Annotated in this window: 15 protein-coding genes and 1 pseudogene; 7 read left to right on the plus strand and 9 right to left on the minus strand. The window is 64.6% G+C overall.

Annotation, left to right across the window (positions count from 1 at the left end):
* Positions 1-313: 313 nt before the first annotated feature.
* From FAZ21_RS01635 to FAZ21_RS01665, 7 genes are all read left to right on the plus strand, one after another.
* The gene (locus FAZ21_RS01635; RefSeq protein WP_136771527.1) at positions 314-1,228 is read left to right on the plus strand and encodes a carbohydrate ABC transporter permease; all 915 of its coding nucleotides are present in this window, start codon (positions 314-316) and stop codon (positions 1,226-1,228) included.
* 466 nt (positions 1,229-1,694) lie between these two features.
* Complete coding sequence (locus tag FAZ21_RS01640; RefSeq protein ID WP_136771528.1) at positions 1,695-2,534, plus strand: carbohydrate ABC transporter permease; 840 nt, start codon at positions 1,695-1,697, stop codon at positions 2,532-2,534.
* Between the two features lie 153 nt (positions 2,535-2,687).
* Complete coding sequence (locus FAZ21_RS01645; protein ID WP_136771529.1) at positions 2,688-3,809, plus strand: ABC transporter ATP-binding protein; 1,122 nt, start codon at positions 2,688-2,690, stop codon at positions 3,807-3,809.
* Between the two features lie 409 nt (positions 3,810-4,218).
* Positions 4,219-4,998 carry a transporter substrate-binding domain-containing protein gene (locus FAZ21_RS01650; RefSeq protein WP_136771530.1) on the plus strand — a complete coding sequence of 260 codons (780 nt, stop codon included), beginning with the start codon at positions 4,219-4,221 and terminating at the stop codon, positions 4,996-4,998.
* A gap of 129 nt (positions 4,999-5,127) precedes the next feature.
* Positions 5,128-6,204 carry a bifunctional DNA-binding transcriptional regulator/O6-methylguanine-DNA methyltransferase Ada gene (gene ada, locus FAZ21_RS01655; RefSeq protein WP_136771531.1) on the plus strand — a complete coding sequence of 359 codons (1,077 nt, stop codon included), beginning with the start codon at positions 5,128-5,130 and terminating at the stop codon, positions 6,202-6,204.
* A gap of 60 nt (positions 6,205-6,264) precedes the next feature.
* The gene (locus FAZ21_RS01660) at positions 6,265-7,476 is read left to right on the plus strand and encodes an MFS transporter (RefSeq protein WP_136771532.1); all 1,212 of its coding nucleotides are present in this window, start codon (positions 6,265-6,267) and stop codon (positions 7,474-7,476) included.
* A gap of 112 nt (positions 7,477-7,588) precedes the next feature.
* Positions 7,589-8,146, plus strand: coding sequence for a PAAR domain-containing protein (locus FAZ21_RS01665; protein WP_169307205.1), 558 nt, complete (start codon positions 7,589-7,591; stop codon positions 8,144-8,146).
* A 418-nt stretch (positions 8,147-8,564) separates the two neighbouring features.
* Here FAZ21_RS01665 and FAZ21_RS01670 read toward each other — a convergent pair whose 3' ends face one another.
* The 9 genes and pseudogenes from FAZ21_RS01670 to lptF form a co-directional block, all read right to left on the minus strand.
* On the minus strand, positions 8,565-9,449 hold the full coding sequence (locus FAZ21_RS01670; protein WP_211243334.1) for a tyrosine recombinase XerC: 885 nt from the start codon (positions 9,447-9,449) through the stop codon (positions 8,565-8,567).
* Between the two features lie 149 nt (positions 9,450-9,598).
* Positions 9,599-10,174, minus strand: a pseudogene (locus tag FAZ21_RS01675) (DUF484 family protein); the annotation flags it as partial.
* A 43-nt stretch (positions 10,175-10,217) separates the two neighbouring features.
* A complete protein-coding gene (dapF, locus tag FAZ21_RS01680) occupies positions 10,218-11,048 on the minus strand; it encodes a diaminopimelate epimerase (protein ID WP_136771535.1) in 831 nt (276 codons plus the stop codon).
* A gap of 235 nt (positions 11,049-11,283) precedes the next feature.
* A complete protein-coding gene (locus FAZ21_RS01685) occupies positions 11,284-11,697 on the minus strand; it encodes a CoA-binding protein (protein WP_136771536.1) in 414 nt (137 codons plus the stop codon).
* A 1-nt stretch (position 11,698) separates the two neighbouring features.
* Positions 11,699-14,518 carry an EAL domain-containing protein gene (locus tag FAZ21_RS01690; protein ID WP_136771537.1) on the minus strand — a complete coding sequence of 940 codons (2,820 nt, stop codon included), beginning with the start codon at positions 14,516-14,518 and terminating at the stop codon, positions 11,699-11,701.
* Positions 14,519-14,642: 124 nt separating this feature from the next.
* Positions 14,643-15,959: an amino-acid N-acetyltransferase gene (gene argA, locus FAZ21_RS01695; protein WP_136771538.1), complete on the minus strand. Its 1,317-nt coding sequence runs from the start codon at positions 15,957-15,959 to the stop codon at positions 14,643-14,645.
* A 94-nt stretch (positions 15,960-16,053) separates the two neighbouring features.
* Entirely contained in the window at positions 16,054-17,073 is a 1,020-nt protein-coding gene (galE, locus tag FAZ21_RS01700) for a UDP-glucose 4-epimerase GalE (protein WP_136771539.1), read from the minus strand.
* A gap of 45 nt (positions 17,074-17,118) precedes the next feature.
* Positions 17,119-18,198 carry an LPS export ABC transporter permease LptG gene (lptG, locus tag FAZ21_RS01705; protein WP_136771540.1) on the minus strand — a complete coding sequence of 360 codons (1,080 nt, stop codon included), beginning with the start codon at positions 18,196-18,198 and terminating at the stop codon, positions 17,119-17,121.
* On the minus strand, positions 18,195-19,259 hold the full coding sequence (gene lptF / locus FAZ21_RS01710) for an LPS export ABC transporter permease LptF (RefSeq protein WP_136771541.1): 1,065 nt from the start codon (positions 19,257-19,259) through the stop codon (positions 18,195-18,197). Before lptF ends, lptG begins: the two co-directional genes overlap by 4 nt.
* Between the last annotated feature and the right edge of the window lie 42 nt (positions 19,260-19,301).

Here is a 19,301-nt window from a genome sequence, read left to right on the forward strand (position 1 = left end):
ACGCGAGGCCCTCTCGCGGCAGCGAGGGCGGGGGAGCAGGAATCAAGCAGTGCGGCGCCTGGCTTTGCCAGGGGCCTCGATTCCGCCCCCCGACGGTGGGGCATTCATCCCTGCGCTGTGCCCTCCCCCATGCCGTCCAAGCACCTGCGGGACGGCCATCCTCGGCCCGCTGCGATCGTGTGCTGGAGCACGATCGTCAAGGCGCATGAATGGATCTTCCTCTCCATTCTTATTTGTTGGAGGCCGGCGGCCCGCCGCCGGCCCTTTTTTTGCCCGGCGCCACGGCGCCACGGATTCCTGGAGTACCCCCGCCATGAAGAAGCCGTTTCCCTGGCACATCGTGGTTTTCCTGGCCCCTGCCTTCCTGATCTATGCCCTGTTCAGCGCGTTTCCGCTGCTCGATACGCTGCGCCTGGGCTTCTATGTCACCAGCGACACCAACCAGCAACACTTCGCCGGGCTGGCGAACTACTACACGCTGATGGTGGACCCGCACTGGTCCGAAGGTTTCTGGAACGCGATGCGCAACAACGTGAAGTTCTTCCTGGTGCACATGCTGATTCAGAACCCGATCGGCCTGTTGCTGGCGGCGTTGCTGAGCATGCGCGGCGTGCGCGGCGCCAAGGCCTACCAGACGCTGATCTTCCTGCCGACGCTGCTGTCGGTGGTGATCATCGGCTTCGTCTGGCAACTGATCCTCTCGCCGCTGTGGGGCGTGGCCGAGACGCTGCTGGGCTACGTGGGCCTGGCCGAGCACTTCCAGCCGTGGCTGGGCGACGAATCCACCGCCCTGTTCACGTTGTCGCTGATGTCGGTGTGGCAGTTCGTCGGTATCCCGATGATGCTGATCTACGCCGCGCTGATTGCCATCCCCGACGAGATCATCGAAGCCGCCGTGGTCGAGGGCGCCTCCGCCTGGCGCATCTTCTGGACCATCCGCGTGCCGCTGATCCTGCCCACGCTGGGGCTGACCACCATCCTCACCTTCGTCGGCAACTTCAATGCCTTCGACCTGATTTACTCGGTGAAAGGTGCGCTGGCCGGGCCTGGCTACAGCACCGACATTCTGGGCACCTATTTCTATCGCGCCTTCTTCGGCTACCAGAGCCAGTTGGGCAGCCCCACACTGGGCGCCGCCGTGGCAACGATGATGTTCCTGGTGATCCTGATCGGGGTGGGCCTGTATTTCTTCTTCGTGCAGCGCAAGTTGCAGCGCTTCAGCTTTTGAGGTCCGCCGTGAAATCACTCTCAACGTTCGCATGCCCCCGGCCAAGCCGGGCGCTCACAGCGAATGGAATGCCAGCCGGGCCGCGCTCCCTGATCGATTCCACACCCCCCGCCCTCGCCGCCGCGAGGGGCCTCGCTTCGCTCGCGATTGCAGCGCTTCAGCTTTTGAGGTCTGCCGTGAAATCACTCTCAACGTTCGCATGCCCCCGGCCAAGCCGGGTGCTCACAGCGAATGGAATGCCAGCTGGGCCGCGCTCCCTGATCGATTCCATACCCCCCGCCCTCGCCGCCGCGAGGGGCCTCGCTTCGCTCGCGATTGCAGCGCTTCAGCTTTTGAGGTCCGCCGTGAATCCGCGTTTCCAGGCCGACTCCGCTCTCCCCGCCGCCACTGTGGCATGCGGCCTGCCTTCGTTCGAAAGCGAAGCCGGCAACCAGCCGTTCAACCGTTAACCAAGGGGTTGCCCACCATGCAACAAAAGGTCACCCGTTACGCTGGCGCCACGTTCACCCAGGTGATCCTGGCCGGCTACACCGTGCTGGCGCTGTTCCCGATCGTGCTGATCGTGATCAACGCCTTCAAAAACCGTGCCGCGATCTTCGATTCACCGCTGGCGTTGCCCAACAGCGAATCGTGGTCGCTGATCGGCTTCGAGAAGGCGATGAAGAACGCGCATTTCTTCAGCTTCTTCGGCAACAGCGCCATCGTCACCGTGACGTCGCTGGCACTGATCCTGTTCTTCGGCGCAATGGCCGCGTGGGCATTGTCGGAATACAAGTTCCGCGGCAGCCGCTGGCTGATGGCGTTCTTCGCCTTCGGCATCATGGTGCCGATCCGCCTGGGCACCGTCTCGATCCTGAAGATCATGGTGTCGCTGGACCTGGTAAACACGCTGACGGCGCTGGTGCTGGTCTACGTGGCCCAGGGCCTGCCGCTGGCGATCATGATCCTCAGCGAATTCATGCAACAGATTCCAAAGGAGCTGAAGGAGGCCGCGCGTTGCGATGGCGTGGGCGAATTCAAGATCTTCTTCCAGGTGATCCTGCCGCTGATCCGCCCGGCCGTGGCCACGGTGGCAGTGTTCACCATGGTGCCGATCTGGAACGACCTGTGGTTCCCGCTGATCCTGGCGCCGGGCGAGGAAACGCAGACCATCACGCTGGGCGTGCAGCAGTTCATCGGGCAATACGCCACCGACTGGAACGCCGTGCTGGCCTCGCTTTCGCTGGCGGTGCTGCCAGTGCTGGTGCTGTACATGTTCTTCTCGCGCCAGTTGATCCGCGGCATCACCGCAGGCGCGGTCAAGTAGGCGACGGCACGTCGCCAGTGAGGAGTGAGGGGTAAGGCGTGAGGTGCAAACCCGCCCCCTTCGCACTCCGCAACCCAACGATTCGAACACTCAGGACGGCGTGACGGGCTTTTACACCTCGCCCCTCACGCCTCACCCCTCACGGAGCTTCCCATGTCCCACGTATCGCTGAAGAACCTGAAGAAGAGCTACGACGGCAAGACCGACGTGCTGGCCGGCATCAACCTGGAGATCGAGGACGGCGAGTTTGTCGTTCTGGTCGGGCCATCCGGCTGCGGTAAGTCCACGCTGCTGCGCATGCTGTCCGGCCTGGAGGAGATCAGCGGCGGCGATCTGGAAATCGACCATGCACGCGTCAACGAGCTGCCGCCGGCGCAGCGTGGCATTGCCATGGTGTTCCAGAGCTACGCGTTATATCCGCACATGAACGTATACAAGAACATGGCGTTCGGGCTGAAAATCCAGGGCGCTGGCAAGGACGAGATCGACCGTCGCATCCGCCACGCCGCCGGCATCCTCAAGATCGACCACCTGCTGACCCGCCTGCCGCGCGAGCTGTCCGGCGGCCAGCGCCAGCGCGTGGCCATCGGCCGCGCCATCGTGCGCGAGCCCAAGCTGTTCCTGTTCGACGAGCCGCTATCCAATCTGGACGCCGCGCTGCGGGTGCAGACCCGGCTGGAGATCGCCAAGCTGCACCGTGACCTGAACGCCACCATCGTCTACGTGACCCACGATCAGGTGGAAGCCATGACGCTGGGCGACAAGATCGTGGTGATGCACGACGGCCATATCCAGCAGGCCGGCACGCCGCTGGAGCTGTACCAGCGCCCGGCCAATCTGTTCGTCGCCACCTTCATCGGCTCGCCCAAGATGAACCTGCTCGAAGGCGTGGTCACCAATGCCAGCGCCAGCGGCATGACGGTGACCCTGGCGGGCGGCCAGGTGTTGTCCACCGAAGTGGACGGTACGCGCGCCGCCGCTGGCGACCGCGTCACGGTGGGCATCCGCGCCGAACACCTGTGGGAAAACCAGGACGGCAGCGAACGCTTTGCCGGCACGGTCAATCTGGTCGAGCATCTGGGAGAAGCCAATTATCTTTACGTCACCCTGACCACCGGCCACGATGTCGTCGTGCGCGGCCACGGCGACCGCGAAGTCGGGTTGGGCGACGCCATCCGCATGTCGGCGCCATCAGCGGCATTCCACGTGTTCGATCGCGACGGCGTGGCGTTTACCCGGCTGAAACCCGGAAATCTTCGCTCATCCAAAGGCTAGGGCGTGTCATCCAATGTTTCGCGGCAGCGCCGGGCCGAAAAAGCACCAGGCACCAGGCACCAGGCGCACGACGCAGGCAATAACCGGTTATTGGCAAGGAGTGCAACGCGGTGGATGGTGTTTTTTCGGCCCAGCCCTACGGGTTCGGTACATTTCGGGCGCCGCGCGGCGTCGCCGGCCGCTTGCGGTATCCATACCGCAGCGCGTCCAGCTCCTGGCACGGCATCCCGAACTGCACCGAACGCTGTCGTGAAACATTGGATGACACGCCCTAGGCGGGACTGGATCAACATCGGGCGCGACATAACCGCTAGAATAATAAGGTGTTTACCTGAGTTACCTTCGGATCATGCCGCGTTTCCTTGCCCTGCTGTGCCTCTTTGTAAGCCTGTTTGCCCATGCAGAGCTGATGATCGCCGTTCCCGAAGATGTACTGACGGATTATCAGCGTCTGGTAGGGAACCGTGATGTGCAGGCCATCGTCGATTATTCCGGCCCGGGCGCGCGTCGCGACACAGTGGAAATGATCCTGCTGCAACAGGCCCTGCATCTGGGCGGCTCCACCGAAGTGGTGCGCTTCAGCCCGCTGAACAGCTACGCGCGCACTTTCCACGAGGTGGAAAGCGGCCGCGTGGCCGCCTCCGGCACCTCGGCCTGGGCTGCCGACGCGGTGGATCGCAAGGTGCAGCTTTCCAGCGCGCTGATCCAGGAAGGCGAGTACGTGGTGGGGCTGTATACCGTGGCCACCAATACCGCGGTGCTCGGCATGCCGATCGCCAGCGTGGTGCGGCAGACCGCCGTCACCAACCGCGCCTGGGTCAACGACTACAACGTGTTGCAGCGCCTGGGCTTCAAGCACATCGAAAGCGCCCCCACCTTTCCGATGATCGCCCGCATGCTCAAAGCCGGACGGGCGCAGGTCACGCTGATGTCCTTCAAGCCGACACCGGACCTGTCGCTGACGCTGGAAGGCATCAGGCTGGTGCCGCTACAGGGCGTGAAAGTGGCGATGCCGGGCAGTCGCCATTTCCTCTTCGCACCGACGCCAGAAGGTGATCAGGCGATGCGTGCCGCGAACATCGGCCTGGCAAAGCTGCGCGCCGAGGGCCGCATCCGCCGCGCGTACGAGGCCGGCGGCTTCTTCAATGCCCGCGTCAACGACTGGACCTTGCTCAACCCGCCGAAGTAGATCGTCGTTTCGGGGGATGCATGGGTAACGGCCGCCATCGCCGGATGCGCCGCCGATTGCAGCGCAAGGACCGGAGTGCGCATCGGCGCCACAGCCTGCATCATGGCCCCATATCCCTGGAGCGATGCGATGAGCCACCCCTCCCCTTTCCCCGATGACGATGCGCGCTGGCACGCGGTCGCAACGCGCGACGCGCAGGCGGACGGCGCTTTCTGGTATGGCGTGCATAGCACCGGCATCTATTGCAGGCCATCGTGCCCCTCGCGCCCGACGCGGCGGGACAACGTCGCCTTCTTCGACAGCCCGGCAGCGGCCGAAGCGGCCGGGTTCCGCGCCTGCAAGCGCTGCCGTCCCGATCAGGACAACGCCACGCCCTTGCATGGTGCGGCCATCGAGCGCGCCTGCCGCGCCATCGAGGCCGCCCCCACGCCGCCAACGCTGGAACAACTCGCCACCATCGCCGGGCTCAGCCGCTATCACTTCCATCGCGTGTTCAAGCAACTGACCGGCGTGACGCCGCGCGACTATGCCGCCGCCCACCGCGCGGCCCGGGTGCGCGATGGGCTGCAACGCGCCGACAGCGTCACCGACGCCTTTTACGACGCGGGCTTCGGTTCCTCCGGGCGCTTCTACGAGCAGGCCGGCGAGCTGCTGGGGATGAAGCCCGGCGACTACCGTGCCGGTGGCGCGGGTGAAACCATCCGTTTCGGTGTCGGCCAGTGCTCGCTGGGGGCCATCCTGGTGGCCGCCACGCCGCGTGGCGTGTGCAGCATCGAACTGGGCGACGAACCGGAAGCGCTGGTGCGCGGCCTCCAGGATCGCTTTCCCAAGGCTGAGCTGGTCGGCGGCGACCCCGCCTTCGAAGGCTGGATGGCAACGGTGATCGGGCTGATCGAAGCGCCTGCCACACCGGTGGCATTGCCGCTGGACGTGCGCGGCACCGCTTTCCAGCAGCGGGTCTGGCAGGCGCTGCGGCAAATCCCGCCCGGCTGCACCGCCAGTTATGCCGAGATCGCCCAGCGCATCGGTGCGCCCACCGCCGCCCGCGCCGTGGCGCGCGCCTGCGCCGGCAACACGCTGGCAGTGGCGATTCCGTGCCATCGCGTGGTCCGCAACGATGGCGCGTTGTCCGGCTATCGCTGGGGCGTGGCGCGCAAACGGGCGTTGCTGGCGCGCGAAGCGGAAATCACCGAACCGGGCCACTGAGAAAGGTCATCCACCCCATTTTGGCGGTACGCTTTCGTCCTCTCTTTCCGTTACGCCTTCATGACGCCACTTCCCCATGCCTTTCGCCGCCTTGCCGGCTCCAATCTCGCGTCCCAGTCCGCCCAGCAGATTGGTCTGGCGGCGGCCCCGCTGGTGGCGGTGCTGGCGCTGGGCAGCGACGTGACCGGCACCGGCCTGCTACAGGTGGCGCAGACGCTGCCATTCCTGTTGCTGGCCGTGCCGCTGGGCGTGGTCGCCGATCGCACCTCGCGGCGCGGCATGATGGCGCTGGGCGAGCTGACGCGCGCATCGTCGTTCGTCGCCATTGTGCTGCTGGCCTGGTTTGGGGGGCTGAATCTGTGGCTGCTGGCACTGCTGTCCTTTATCGCCACCGTCGGTGCGGTGGCGTATAGCGTTGCCACGCCCGCGCTGATCCCGGCCGTGGTGCCGCGCGGGGCGCTGGCACAAGCCAACGGCCGGATCGAACTGGTGCGCAGCCTGGCGCTGACGGCCGGCCCGGCGCTGGGCGGGGTGCTGGTCGGCTGGACCGGCGCCAGCCCCGCCTTCGCGATGGCGGCGGCATTGTCGCTATGCGCGGCTGGGGCCTTGAGCGGCCTGCCCGATGGTGCGCCGCCATCCGACCAGCCCCGCCGCAACTTCTCGCATGAGTTGCGCGAAGGCGCGGGCTTCGCGCTACGCCAGCCGTTGCTGCGGGCGATGCTGCTGACCGCGTCGATCTTCAACATCGCCTACTTCGTATTGCAGACGGTTTACGTACCGTATGCGGTGCGGCACCTGGGCCTGTCCGGCACTGGCGTGGGGGTGACGCTGGCTGCCTATGGTGGCGGGATGGTGCTGTCCGCGCTACTGGTATCGCACACCAGCCGCAGCCTGTCGCCCGGCGCGCAGATGCGCGTGGCACCGCTGGGCGCAGTGGCGGCGGCATTGGCAATGCTGGCCACGCTGTGGTGGCCATCGCCGTGGCTGGCGGGAGCCTGCTTTTTCCTGATTGGCGCCGGGTCGGTGATCTGGACCGTGGCCACCACCACGCTGCGCCAGGCGGTGACACCACACGCGATGCTGGGGCGTGTCTCATCGATCAACACGCTGGCCACCTACGGCGCCCGGCCGCTGGGCGCGGCGCTGGCAGCCGGCGTGGGCTTCCTGGGGGGCGAAAAAGCCTGCCTGGGCGCCGCAGTGGCCTGTTTCATGCTCCAGGCCGCGCTGGTGCTGGCTTCGCCGCTCTCGCGCCTGCGTACCATGCCCGGCTGATCATCTCCGTCGAACGCGCTTATCCCCCTATTTTTGACGCAGGGCAAACCGTCATTCGTGCATCGAATGGAACGTATGGCCCCAAATGCGTAAACATAGGGGAGTAAGCGCAATGGCAATCGCAGGTTTCATCGTGTTGGGAGACCGCACCTCGCACGGCGGGGTAGTCATCAGCGGCGATCCGCAGCACACCGTGGATGGCCGGCCCGTGGCACGGCTGGGCGATCTCGCCACGTGCCCGCGCTGCGGCCGGCTGACGCATATCGTCTCATCCCGATATCCCACGCCAGACGAAGGCAACCCGCCGGCCTACCACCTGGACATGCTCGAATGCGGCGCGGTGCTGTATTCGCGCTACAACGACCAATGCGGCTGGGACGGTGCCTCGGAGGCGGACCTGCTGCCACCTCCGCAGCAGATGATCGACCGTCCGCTACCGCTGTTCCATTCACACTTCGTCCTGCGCAACAGCCGCAGCGGAACGCCATTGCCGGGCTTGCGCTACCGCATCGTCACCACCGACAACGGTGCCGTCAGCGGCATCACCGATCACCTGGGCCGTACCAGCGCCGTGACCACCGCATCACCGCTGCCGATCGACATCCACCTGGTGGACGATATGGAAAACGTGGGCATGGCATCGGACGCCCCCACCGATATGGCCGACTGACCGCCGCGCAAATGGCACGCGCAGCCGTCAATGGAATGATGAGGGATCAATAGGGAGCCGGAAGCATTCCACCGTTTCACCTGATCACCTCCACAGGCAACCAGCGCCTTTACAGACGCTCCAAAAAGGTAACCGGCGCGAGCAAAGCGAGGCCCCCTCGCGGCGGCGAGGGCGGGGGGAGTGGAATCAACCGAGGGGAGCCGGAGTTGATGAACCACTACTTTTGGGAGCCCGGCTTTGCCGGGGGTTAGGTGCCACTCACCCTGCATCCACACATGCCAATCATCAAGGCTCCTGCGGCGCGGGCGGGGGGAGTGGAGTCAATCAGGGAGCGCAAGCTTCCGGCATCACGCAACGGGTAGGCTCCCGGCTCCGCCGTGGGCCTTGCTTCCCCCGGAACATCCCTCACCGCAAACCCCTACTCCTTGCGCCGCGCGCGAGGATGGAACTCGTCATACGCCTTGGCCAGCGCCTGGTAATCCAGGTGGGTGTAGACCTGGGTGGTCGCCAGGTGGGCGTGTCCCAGCAGCTCCTGCACCGCGCGCAGGTCATGCGAGCTTTGCAGCAGATGGCTGGCGCAGCTATGCCGCAGTTTGTGGGGATAGAGCGGCTCGGCGATGCCGAGCCGTTTGCGCCAGTCCGCCAGCCGCGCGTGGATGGCACGGGTGGTGAGCGGCCGGCCGCCCCGCCCGACGAATACGGTGGCGCTGGTATCGCGTGCGTATTGCGGGCGCAACAGCAGCCAGCGCCGTAGCGCTTCGACCGCTGCACCGCCCACAGGCACCACTCGCGTCTTGCCGCCCTTGCCGGTCACGCGTGCCAGGGCATGGGCGAGGTCGAGTTCCAGCAGGTGCAGGCTGGCCAGCTCCGACACCCGTAGCCCGGAGGAATATGCCAGCTCGAAGATTGCCTTGTCGCGGCAGGCCAACGGCTCGTCGTCGGGCAGCGCGTTGAGCAGGCCTTCGGCGCTATCCACGGTCAGCGCGGCGGGCAGACGCGGCACACGCTTGGGCGGGCGGATGCCGGTGACAGGGCTGGCGCCCCAGCCCAGGTCGCGCTTCATGATCTTGTAGAAGGCACGCCAGGCTGACAGGATGCGGCCGATGCTGGACGGTGAGAGGCCCTTGGTCGCCATCCGGCGCACGAAGCCCCGGATGTCGGTCGGCGTGAGGGTATCCAGGTCACGGCCGCGCGCCAGCTCGCTCAGCCGCGCCAGGTCTTCGCCGTAGGCGCGCCGTGTGTGTTCGCTCGCCTGCCGTTCACCCGCGAGGTAGCGGTCGAAGTGGGCGAGCGGCAAATCCACGGTCAGTCGTCCTGGCTGGCGCCGATGCCGGCTGCCGCCTCGTCGTGCGGCAGCTCTTCGACTTCCATCTGCGCAGTGGTGGGAACCAGGCGGCGCACCGTGGCGGACACCAGTTCGGACAAGCGTTGCAGGTAGAGCGTGCCCATGTCGGGATAGAAGCGATCCTCGTCGCCACTGGCCAGCACCAGAATGCCGAATGGCTCTTCGCCAGTGCGCAGCGCGAACTGGGCAAACGACTTGAGATCGGCGGCATCCTGATCGAACCACGCCAGCACTTCATCGGTGACGTAGGGTCCGCAATAGGGCGACACCAGGTTCTGCGCCAGTCGCTGCACCGCCTCGCCCACCGGCTGGAACTCACGCAGCGTGGAATCGGTGGGCAACCACAGCCGCACGGCGACGAAGGGCACATGGAAGCGTTCGCGCAGGTGGTATTCCAGCGTGCCGACCACGCCGGACAGATCCTCGGCCTGGATCAGGTCGACGGTCAGCTTGTGCAGCCGGTCGGAGATCAGATCGTTGTCCTCACCGAATTGCAGCAGTTCGGAAAGGCGGACCTCCAGCGCACGCGCCTTTTCCCGCAGGGTGATCAGTTGCCGCTCGGCCAGCGAGACGGCCTGCCCGCGATGGTTGTGCGGTACATAGATTTCCGCCACATCGTCGGCGTATTCGTCGAAGAAAGCCGGATTGCTCTTCAACCACGCCAGGATATCCTGCGACTGCATGCTGCCTACTCCTCGGTAACTGTTGCTACGACGCGCCGTCGGCTTAAAGCTCGATGGTGCCTTCGAACACGGTGGCGGTCGGGCCTGTCATCAGCACCGGCTGGCCCTCGCCCGCCCAACGGATGGTGAGATCACCACCATGGGTATGGACCAGCACGCCCGGATCGAGCAGGCCGCGACGGATACCGACGACCACGGCGGCGCAGGCGCCGGTGCCGCAGGCCAGCGTTTCACCCGCGCCGCGCTCGAATACACGCAGGCGGATTTCATCGCGGCCAACAATCTGCATGAAGCCGGCATTGACGCGCTCAGGGAAGCGCGGGTGATGTTCGATCAGCGGACCCAGCTTGCCGACCGGATAGCTTTCGACGTCGTCCACCACCTGCACCGCGTGCGGGTTGCCCATCGACACCACGCTGATGTCGTAGAGATGGCCCGCCACGTCGAGCGGGTAATTCAATTGTTCTTCTGCCGCGACGAAGGGGATTTCGGCGGGTGCCACGCGCGGCACGCCCATGTCCACGGTGACATTGCCACCCTGTTCCAGCCGCGGATAGATCACGCCGCGCGCGGTCTGCACGGCAATTTCGGTCTTGTCGGTGAGGCCCTGCTCGTGGACAAAGCGCGCAAAGCAGCGCGCGCCATTGCCGCATTGCCCCACCTCGCTGCCGTCGGCATTGAAGATGCGGTAGCGGAAATCGACGCCAGCGGTGTCGCTGGGTTCGACCAGCAGCAATTGATCAAAGCCGATGCCGAAATTGCGGTGCCCCAGCCGCCGCAGCAGTTCGGCATCGAGCTGGACGGACTGGCGCACGCCGTCGAGCACGACGAAATCGTTGCCCAGGCCGTGCATCTTGGTGAAACGCAGCTTCATGGATGATGAATCGCGAGTGAGTTGGGGAATATCGCTAGGCTAATCGGCGGCGCGGATGCTGGCAAATCGATCGACATACGGCGCGACACCTTCCGAGCACGGTGAGCACCTTGCCGCGGCGAAAGCATTTGAAACAGGCGAACGGCGACACCGGCGGATCATGACGTCCACCCGGCTTTTGCCGGTGGCCCGACGCTCAGCCAGCCGCAAGCGACTGGCCGACGCGCCCCTGCGCTCACAGGCACAGGCGCGCGTACTCGATCTTGATGCAGCGATCCATCACCACAAAGATGCCGGCGGCACGGGCGCGCTCGGCGGCGGCATCGTTGACGATGCCAAGCTGAATCCAGATCGCCGGCAGTTCGAGGCGAATCGCTTCGTCCACCACGACGTCGATCTCTTCGGCGCGGCGAAAGACGTCCACCAGGTCGATGGCGCCCGGCACATCGGCCAGCGTGGCATAGGCCGTCTCGCCCAGCACGTCCACCACCTTGGGGCGCACGGGGACAATGGTGTAGCCAGCCCGCTGCATGAAGGCGGAAACACCGTAGCTGGGACGATCCGGGTTGGGCGACAGGCCCACCACGGCGATGCGTTTCACCCGGTGGAGCAATGCGCGAATCTCGTCGTCGCTGGGGTTCTGGAACATGTCAGTTCTCCATGATGCCGGGGTGGTTGCGCTGGGGTTTGTCCAGGTAGTAGCCCTGGACCAGGTCCACGCCGAACTCCACCAGCATGGTGTAGATGGTTTCGTTCTCGACGAATTCGGCGATGGTGGTCTTGTCCATGGCGTGGGCCATGTCCACCATGCCGCGTACGAAGACCTGGCTGTCGCGGTCATTGGGCAGATCGCGTACGAAGAAGCCATCGATCTTGAGAATGTCGGCCTTCAATTGCTTGAGATAGGCGAATGAGGCGAAGCCGTTGCCGAAATCGTCCAGGCAGACGGTGCAGCCGGTGGCGCGCAATGCGTCGATGAAGCGCTGCGCATCGCGCAGATCGGAAACCGCCGCTGTTTCGGTCAGTTCCACCAGCAGGCGGCGCGGGTCCACACAGTGCACCCGCAGCATGTTGCTGATGAATTCGGGCAGCTCCGGCTCATCGAACGAGCGGCCAGAGATATTGATCGCCACCGACGGCATATTGGGCTTGGTGGCAAGCAGCTCGATGGTGCGCTTGATCACCCAGCGGTCGATATCAACGATCTTGCCAGTCTTTTCCGCATGCGGGATGAAGTGCCCGGGCAGGATCAGGCCACCAGGATTCTGCGCATCGCGCATCCGCACCAGCGCCTCCAGGTGGACCAGATCGCGCTCCTTGGCGCCATAGATGCCCTGGTAGTGCAGTTCCAGGCCGTCGTTTTCCAGCGCCTCGACGATGCGATCCTTCCACGACAAGCGCGTGAAGGCGTTGCGCGACTGGTCGGCATCCTGCCGGTACATGCGCCAGGTGGACTTGCCAGCGGACTTGGCCTGGTACATCGCCGAATCGGCGTGCGCCACCAACTCGCCAGGGCTGGCCGCGTGCTGAGGGAACAGCGCCACGCCCACCGACGACGATGGCCGCAAGACGTGGCCGTCCACCTTGAACTGAATCTGCGTGACGCAATTGACGATGCGCTCGGCCAGTTTACTGACTTCGAATTCGGAGCAATCGGGCACCAGGATGGCGAATTCGTCGCCCCCCAGGCGGGACAGTACTTCGTGGCGCCGCACCTGGGCGCCGATCTCGCGCGCGATGGCCTTGAGCAGTTCGTCGCCGATGCCGTGGCCGAAGGTATCGTTCACGTATTTGAATTCGTCCAGGTCGAAGAACAGCAACGCCATCGATGCCTGTCGCCGATCGGCTTCCGACACCATGCGTTCCAGTTCCTGCTGGAAGCGGTGGCGGTTATAGAGCCCGGTAAGCGCATCGCGCTCGGCCAGGTTGATCATGCGCTCAGCCAGTTGCCGATCCTGGGTGACGTCTTCGTAAATCCACATCCGACCGCTGTCATGCTGGCCGCTGCCGACGCGATAGCATTGCTGGGTGAGCACGCGGCCATCGTTCATCGTCAGCTCACCGTAATCGATCCGATCGTCGACCTGGGCCGACTCCTTGAGATAGTGCGCGACGATGTCGCCGATCGCCGGACGGTTCTCGGCCTGCTGCAATACCTGCCCGATCGGCTTTTCGACGATGGGCGCGCTGTCGGGCACGCCCCACAGGTCGCAGAACGCCGGGTTGTGGAAGACCACGCGGTTATCCTGATCGACGAACAGGACGCCGAAGCGCATCGCCGACAGCAGCGCGGTCAGGCGCGCGCGTTCCGCTTCGGCGCGTTGCAGGTAGCTCTGCCCCAGCGCCTGGATCTGTCGCAACTCGATCACGGCCTTGCGCAGTGCCAGTCGGTCGTCCTTCAACTCGGAGTTGTCGCGGATACTGGCGCGCAGGCCGAGGTAATCGCCGCGGCTGTCGTACAGCGGTTGCCAGGAGGCGGCGGCCCAGAACAGGCTGCCATCGCGCCGTACCGCACGGAACTCGAAATCCTGTACCGACGAGCGATCGGCCAGCGCCAGATCCAGCGCTTCGTTCAGACGGACACGCTCGTCCGGGCTGGCGAGCGACAAGGGAAAGTCGCCCAGACGCATGCATTCGCTGACCGAATAGCCCGCCAGTCGCGACACCGAACCATTCACCCACACCAGCCGCCCTTCCGGGTCGAGCCATAGCTCGGTGGAGTAGGTGTAGTCGGCGATGGCGTGGAATTTTTCTTCGTTGTGGCGCAGCGCGACGATGCGCTCGCGGATGGCGCGCGACATTTCGTTGAAGCGCCGGGTCAGTTGCGCCACTTCGTCCTGGCCCGACGGCTCGGGCAGATCGACGTTGCCGCCCGACGCAGCCACTTCGGCCGCACCGATCAGTTTGTAGAGCCGGTGCGTCAGCCATAGCCCGAGCAGCGCCATCAGTACGGCGGAGGCGACGATGCCGGCGATCATGGTCATGGCGTTCTGCAACGTCAACCGTTCGATGGCCTCGCGCATGATGCCGGTGGTGATACCGAAACGCAGTTGCCCCAGCGTTTCGCCGCCATATTCAATGGTGGTTTCGGCGTGGATCAGTACCGGGATGTCGCCGCCACCGGCAAGCCGGGTCGGCGGCGGCAAGGGTTGGGCGATATCCCAGCCCCGGGCACCGATCACGTGCTTCTGTGCATCGAGCAATACCAGGTAGTCGATGCCCTCGGGCGCGCGGATGGTGTCGATCAGGTCCGTGGCACGGGCAAAGTCGTTGTTGGAAAGCGGGCCGGCAAACGCGGCATTGAGCAGGCGCGCCAGCTCCTGCACACGCACGGCGGTGGTTTCGCTGGTGGCCTCCGACCAGATGCGGGAGGTATTGAACAGCAGGAAGGCCAGGATGATGCACTGCACCAATACGCTGGCAATGATCAACCTGGCGCGAAGCGAGCCTAGAGCGGTAAGGGAGCGCATCGGTGGGGATAATCCGGCTCGAGGCCGACTCCTGTTGTTATGGGGGGCTGCAATGGCCCCGCGCGGTGCGCGCTCCGCAGGTTGCCTCGACCACAACCTGGGACAAGCTGGCACTGACGATACGTTAGCGCTTCAGCGCCTTGATGAATACCTTGGATCGCCTCTGGTAATTGTATAGGCGCTTTTTCTCCATCGGCAGTTCCTCCACCGACGCCTGCGCGAACCCGCGCTCGACGAACCAGTGGCTGGTACGGGTGGTCAGGGCAAACAACTGGGTCATGCCCAGGCTGCGCGCCTGCTGCTCGACATGCCGCAATAGCTCGGCCCCCCGGTCCTCGTCGCGATAGTCGGGATCGATCACCAGGCAGGCCAGTTCGGCCATCCTGCTGTCGGGAAAGGGATGGATGGCCACACATCCGATAATCTTGCCGTCATGCTCCAGCACCGAATAGCGGTGAATTTCGCGCTCGATCAGTTCGCGCCCACGCTTGACCAGCACACCCTGGTCTTCCAGCGGCTCCATCAGCGCCAGCATGCCGCCCACATCGTCGATATCGGCCTGCCGCAGCGCCTCCAGCGGTTCGCGCGAGATCATGGTGCCGATCCCATCGTGGGTGAACAGCTCCATCAGCAGGCCGCCATCCACGTGGTGGCTGATCAGGTGAGCACGGTTCACGCCGCGCCGCACCGCGCGGATGGCGCAGGGCAGATAAAGGCGGATGTCTTCGTTGGATTCGGGATGCGCGGTAAGGAACTGCTCGGCTTCCAGGGCCGTCAGCTCGGGCTGGAGTTCGCCTTCCGCGTCGATCACGCCGTCATGGCCGAACAGGAACAGCAGCTTGTCGGCCTTGAGCGCGACGGCAACGCTGGTGGCGACATCCTCCAGCGGCAGGTTGAACACCTCGCCGGTGGGCGAATAGCCCAGGGTGGAGAGCAGCACCAGTTCGCCGTCCTCCAGCCGGTAGTTGATCGCAGTGGTATCCACCTTGCGCACTTCGCCGGTGTACAGCAGGTCGATACCGTCGCGCACGCCCATGGGCTGCGCGGTGATGAAGTTGCCGGCGGAAACGCGAATATCGGCATTGGCCATCGGCGAGTTCGCCAGGCCGATCGACAGCAGCGATTCGATCTCCACCCGCACCTGGCCCGATGCCTGGATCACACATTCCAGTGTTTCCCCATCGGTGACACGCAAGCCGTGGTGGTAACGCACTTCCAGCCCGCGCTCGGCCATGCGCGCCTCGATCTGCGGCCGCGCGCCATGCACCACCACCAATCGAACACCCAGGCTGGTCAGCAGGTTGATGTCATGGGTCAGCGTGACAAAGCGGCCATCGCGCACCACTTCGCCTCCCAGCGCAATGACGAAGGTACGCCCCCGAAAGGCGTGGATGTACGGGGCGGCCTGGCGAAACCATTGGACGAAATCGGCGGCGTGCATGTGTTCTCCTTGGCCGTAAGAATAACGGGCCACCGGATGCTTGGAAACGTGACGACTACGGATGCGCAGCGTGGGAATGGGTCAACGCCACGGCTCAGGTCTGGTCGGGGTAGCCGTCGGGGTTGCCCGATTGCCAGCACCAGGCGTCGCGGCACATATCGTCCAGCGTCTTTTCCGCGCGCCAGTCCAGCACACGCTCCGCCTGGGCGGGGTCGGCATAGCAACTGGCAATGTCGCCGGCACGGCGCGCCACGATCTGGAATGGCACGGGCCGGCCGCTGGCGCGTTCGAAGGCGCGCACCATGTCCAGCACCGAATAGCCCTGGCCAGTACCCAGGTTGACAGCGAAGCAACCGGTCGATTGGCGCAGAGCTTCCAACGCCCTCACATGGCCGCGTGCCAGATCCACCACATGGATGTAATCGCGCACCCCGGTACCGTCCGGCGTCGGGTAATCGCCGCCGAATACCGACAGCTTCTCGCGCTTGCCCACCGCCACCTGCGCCACATACGGCAGCAGGTTATTGGGAATACCGCACGGGTCTTCGCCGATCAGGCCGGATTCGTGCGCGCCAACCGGGTTGAAGTAGCGCAGGATGGCCAGGTCCCAGCCGGCATCCGAGCGATACAGATCGCGCAGCATGTCCTCGATCATCAACTTGGAGCGGCCATACGGATTGGTGGCGGACAGCGGAAAATCCTCGCGGATCGGCACGGTGTGCGGGTCGCCGTAGACGGTGGCGGAGGAGGAGAACACCAGTTTGCGCACGCCGGCGGCACGCATCGCTTCCAGGAGGCGCACGGTGCCGACGAAGTTGTTGTCGTAGTAGGCCAGCGGCTGCTCGACCGATTCTCCCACCGCCTTCAGGCCGGCGAAGTGCACCACGGCACCGATGGGCCAGCGGGCGAACACCGCATCCAGCGCGGCTCGATCGCGGATATCGCCCTGGATGCACGGCACGGTGCGGCCGGTGATGCGTTCCAGCCGCGCCACGACCTCGGGCTTGGCATTGGAGAAATTATCGAAGATCACCGGCGTGAAGCCGGCCTGGATCAGCTCGACGTAGGTATGGGAGCCGATATAGCCCGCACCGCCAGTCAACAGGATATGCATGAATTGGGTCTTCCTCGATGGTTCCATCCCGCGCGCTTGCCGGGATTACCGTCTCTCTTGCCGCCACAACAGCAGCAACGCAACCACCATGAACAGCAGCGTTGGAATAGACACGACCAGCGGTGGCGGCCAGTTGTTGAGCTGCCCCAGGTAGACCACCACCCGGTTGAGGAAGTGGAATGCCAGGCCGGCCAGGATGCCGACAAACAGGTGAGCACCCACATTGGCGGAGCGACGTTGCGATTGAGCGAACGGCAGGGCGATCACCATCATCGACAGACAGGCGAGCGGATAGAACAACTTGCCCCACAGCGCGAGTTCGTAACGGCTGGTCTGCTGCTTGTTGCGCTTGAGGTGGTCGATATAGCGGTACAGCGACTGTGCCGACATCTGGCCCGGCTCCACCAGCAGCACCGCCAGCATTTCCGGCGTGATCGAGGTCTTCCATTCCAGCTTGGCCGGTACGACCACCTGCACGGCCTGCATGTCCTTGGCGAAGCGGGTTTCGCGCGGGCCGGTCAGTTCCCAGCGACCATTGCCCACGTAATGCCCTTCCAGACCCTCGATGATGCGGTTCAGCGTCATCCCCTCGCCCAGTTCATAGATGCGCACGCCCAGTACGGTCAGGTCGGGCAGCATCTCCCCGATATTGACGATCTGCCGGTCATCCTTCACCCATACGCCGGAGCGGAACTCACCTACCAGCATCTTCTTGGTGGCCGATAGCCGATGCTGATTGGCCATGCGCTCGGCCTGCGGCACGATGAACTCGCCCAGCGCCACCGTGGCCATGGCATAGGCGATGCCGGCCAGCAGCAGCCAGACCAGCAGGCGCAGCACCGACACGCCGGAGGAGCGCATCACGGTCAGCTCGGAATGCCCGGCCAGATTGGCCAGCGCAAAGATGGCGCCGATCAGCACCGCGATCGGCATCAGGTCATACGCATTGCCCGGCGTGCGCAGCAGCACGAAGATCACCGCATCGGCCAGCCGATAACCGCCTTCACCCAGGTTGGACAGTTCGGCGATGAAGTCGAAAAAGGTATACAGCCCGAGCAACCCCAGCAGCGTGAACGCCACGAAGAGTGTCAGTTCCTTGAACAGATAGCGTGCCAGCAGGCTCATTTGGCGGACCTCAGCCGGCTACGCCAGCGATACATCCACACCGTGATGCCGAGTGCCACCCCATGCAACGGCCACATGCCCAGCCACACCGGCACCTTGCCGGTTGCGATCCAGACCTGGCCCAGGTTGATGCAGTTGTAATAAAAGAAATACAGGAAGGCGGCGAACAACAGATTGAAGGCCCGCCCACCGCGCGGATTGAAGAACGCCATCGGCACCGCGGCCAGCGACAGGATCAGTGCCGAAATCGGCAGGCCCATCCGCCAGGCCAGCTCGGCCTGATGCTCCAGCGTGGGGCTGGCCCACAGCTCGGTACTCTGCATCGAACGGGTGGAGGTGCTGGTGGCGCTGCGCGTATCCTGCTCGACCAGCAGCGTGGCCTTCTGAAAGTTGAGGATTTCGTATTCCTCACTGCCAGGTGCCCCCGAATAGGCACGGCCATCGCCCAGCCACAGCCAGCGTTCGCCATCGGCGCCGAGCGTCAGCCCGCCTCGCTGCGCCAGAATCACCGAGGTCTTGTCCTCGCGACGAATCTGTACGAACACATTGCTGCCAGTGGCGCCCTCGCCGAAGTTCTCGACGAAATAGACCCGATCCGAACCGGCGGATTCGCGAAACACGCCGGGGGCCACCTGCGTCACCTCCTGGCGCGACAGCGATTCCTTGCGGAACTCATCGCCCTTCTTCATCGCCCATGGCGAGACGAACAACGACAGCAGCGCGATCAGGATCATGATGGGGACGGCGAACTCCAGCACCGGCGCGATGAAGCTGCGCACCGAACGACCGCTGGCAAACCAGATGACCATTTCATTGTCGCGCCACATCCGCATCATCACCGACAACACAGCGGCGAACAGCATCAGCGACAGCAGCGTCGGCAGGTAGCGGATGGAGGTAAACCCCATCATCGCCCACACCGCGCCGGACGCGAGCGAGCCGACGGCGGCCTGGCCGAGGAAGCGGACAATCTGGGTCGTCATGACCAGCAGCAGCACCACGATGAACACGGCGAGCGCCACCCATGACATCTCATGGATCAGGCTTTTTCGAAAAAGCATGCGTTTTTGACTTATGCAGGGGGCTGGGAAATAATCGGGCGA

This window comes from Chitiniphilus eburneus, assembly GCF_005048205.1.
GTDB lineage: Bacteria > Pseudomonadota > Gammaproteobacteria > Burkholderiales > Chitinibacteraceae > Chitiniphilus > Chitiniphilus eburneus.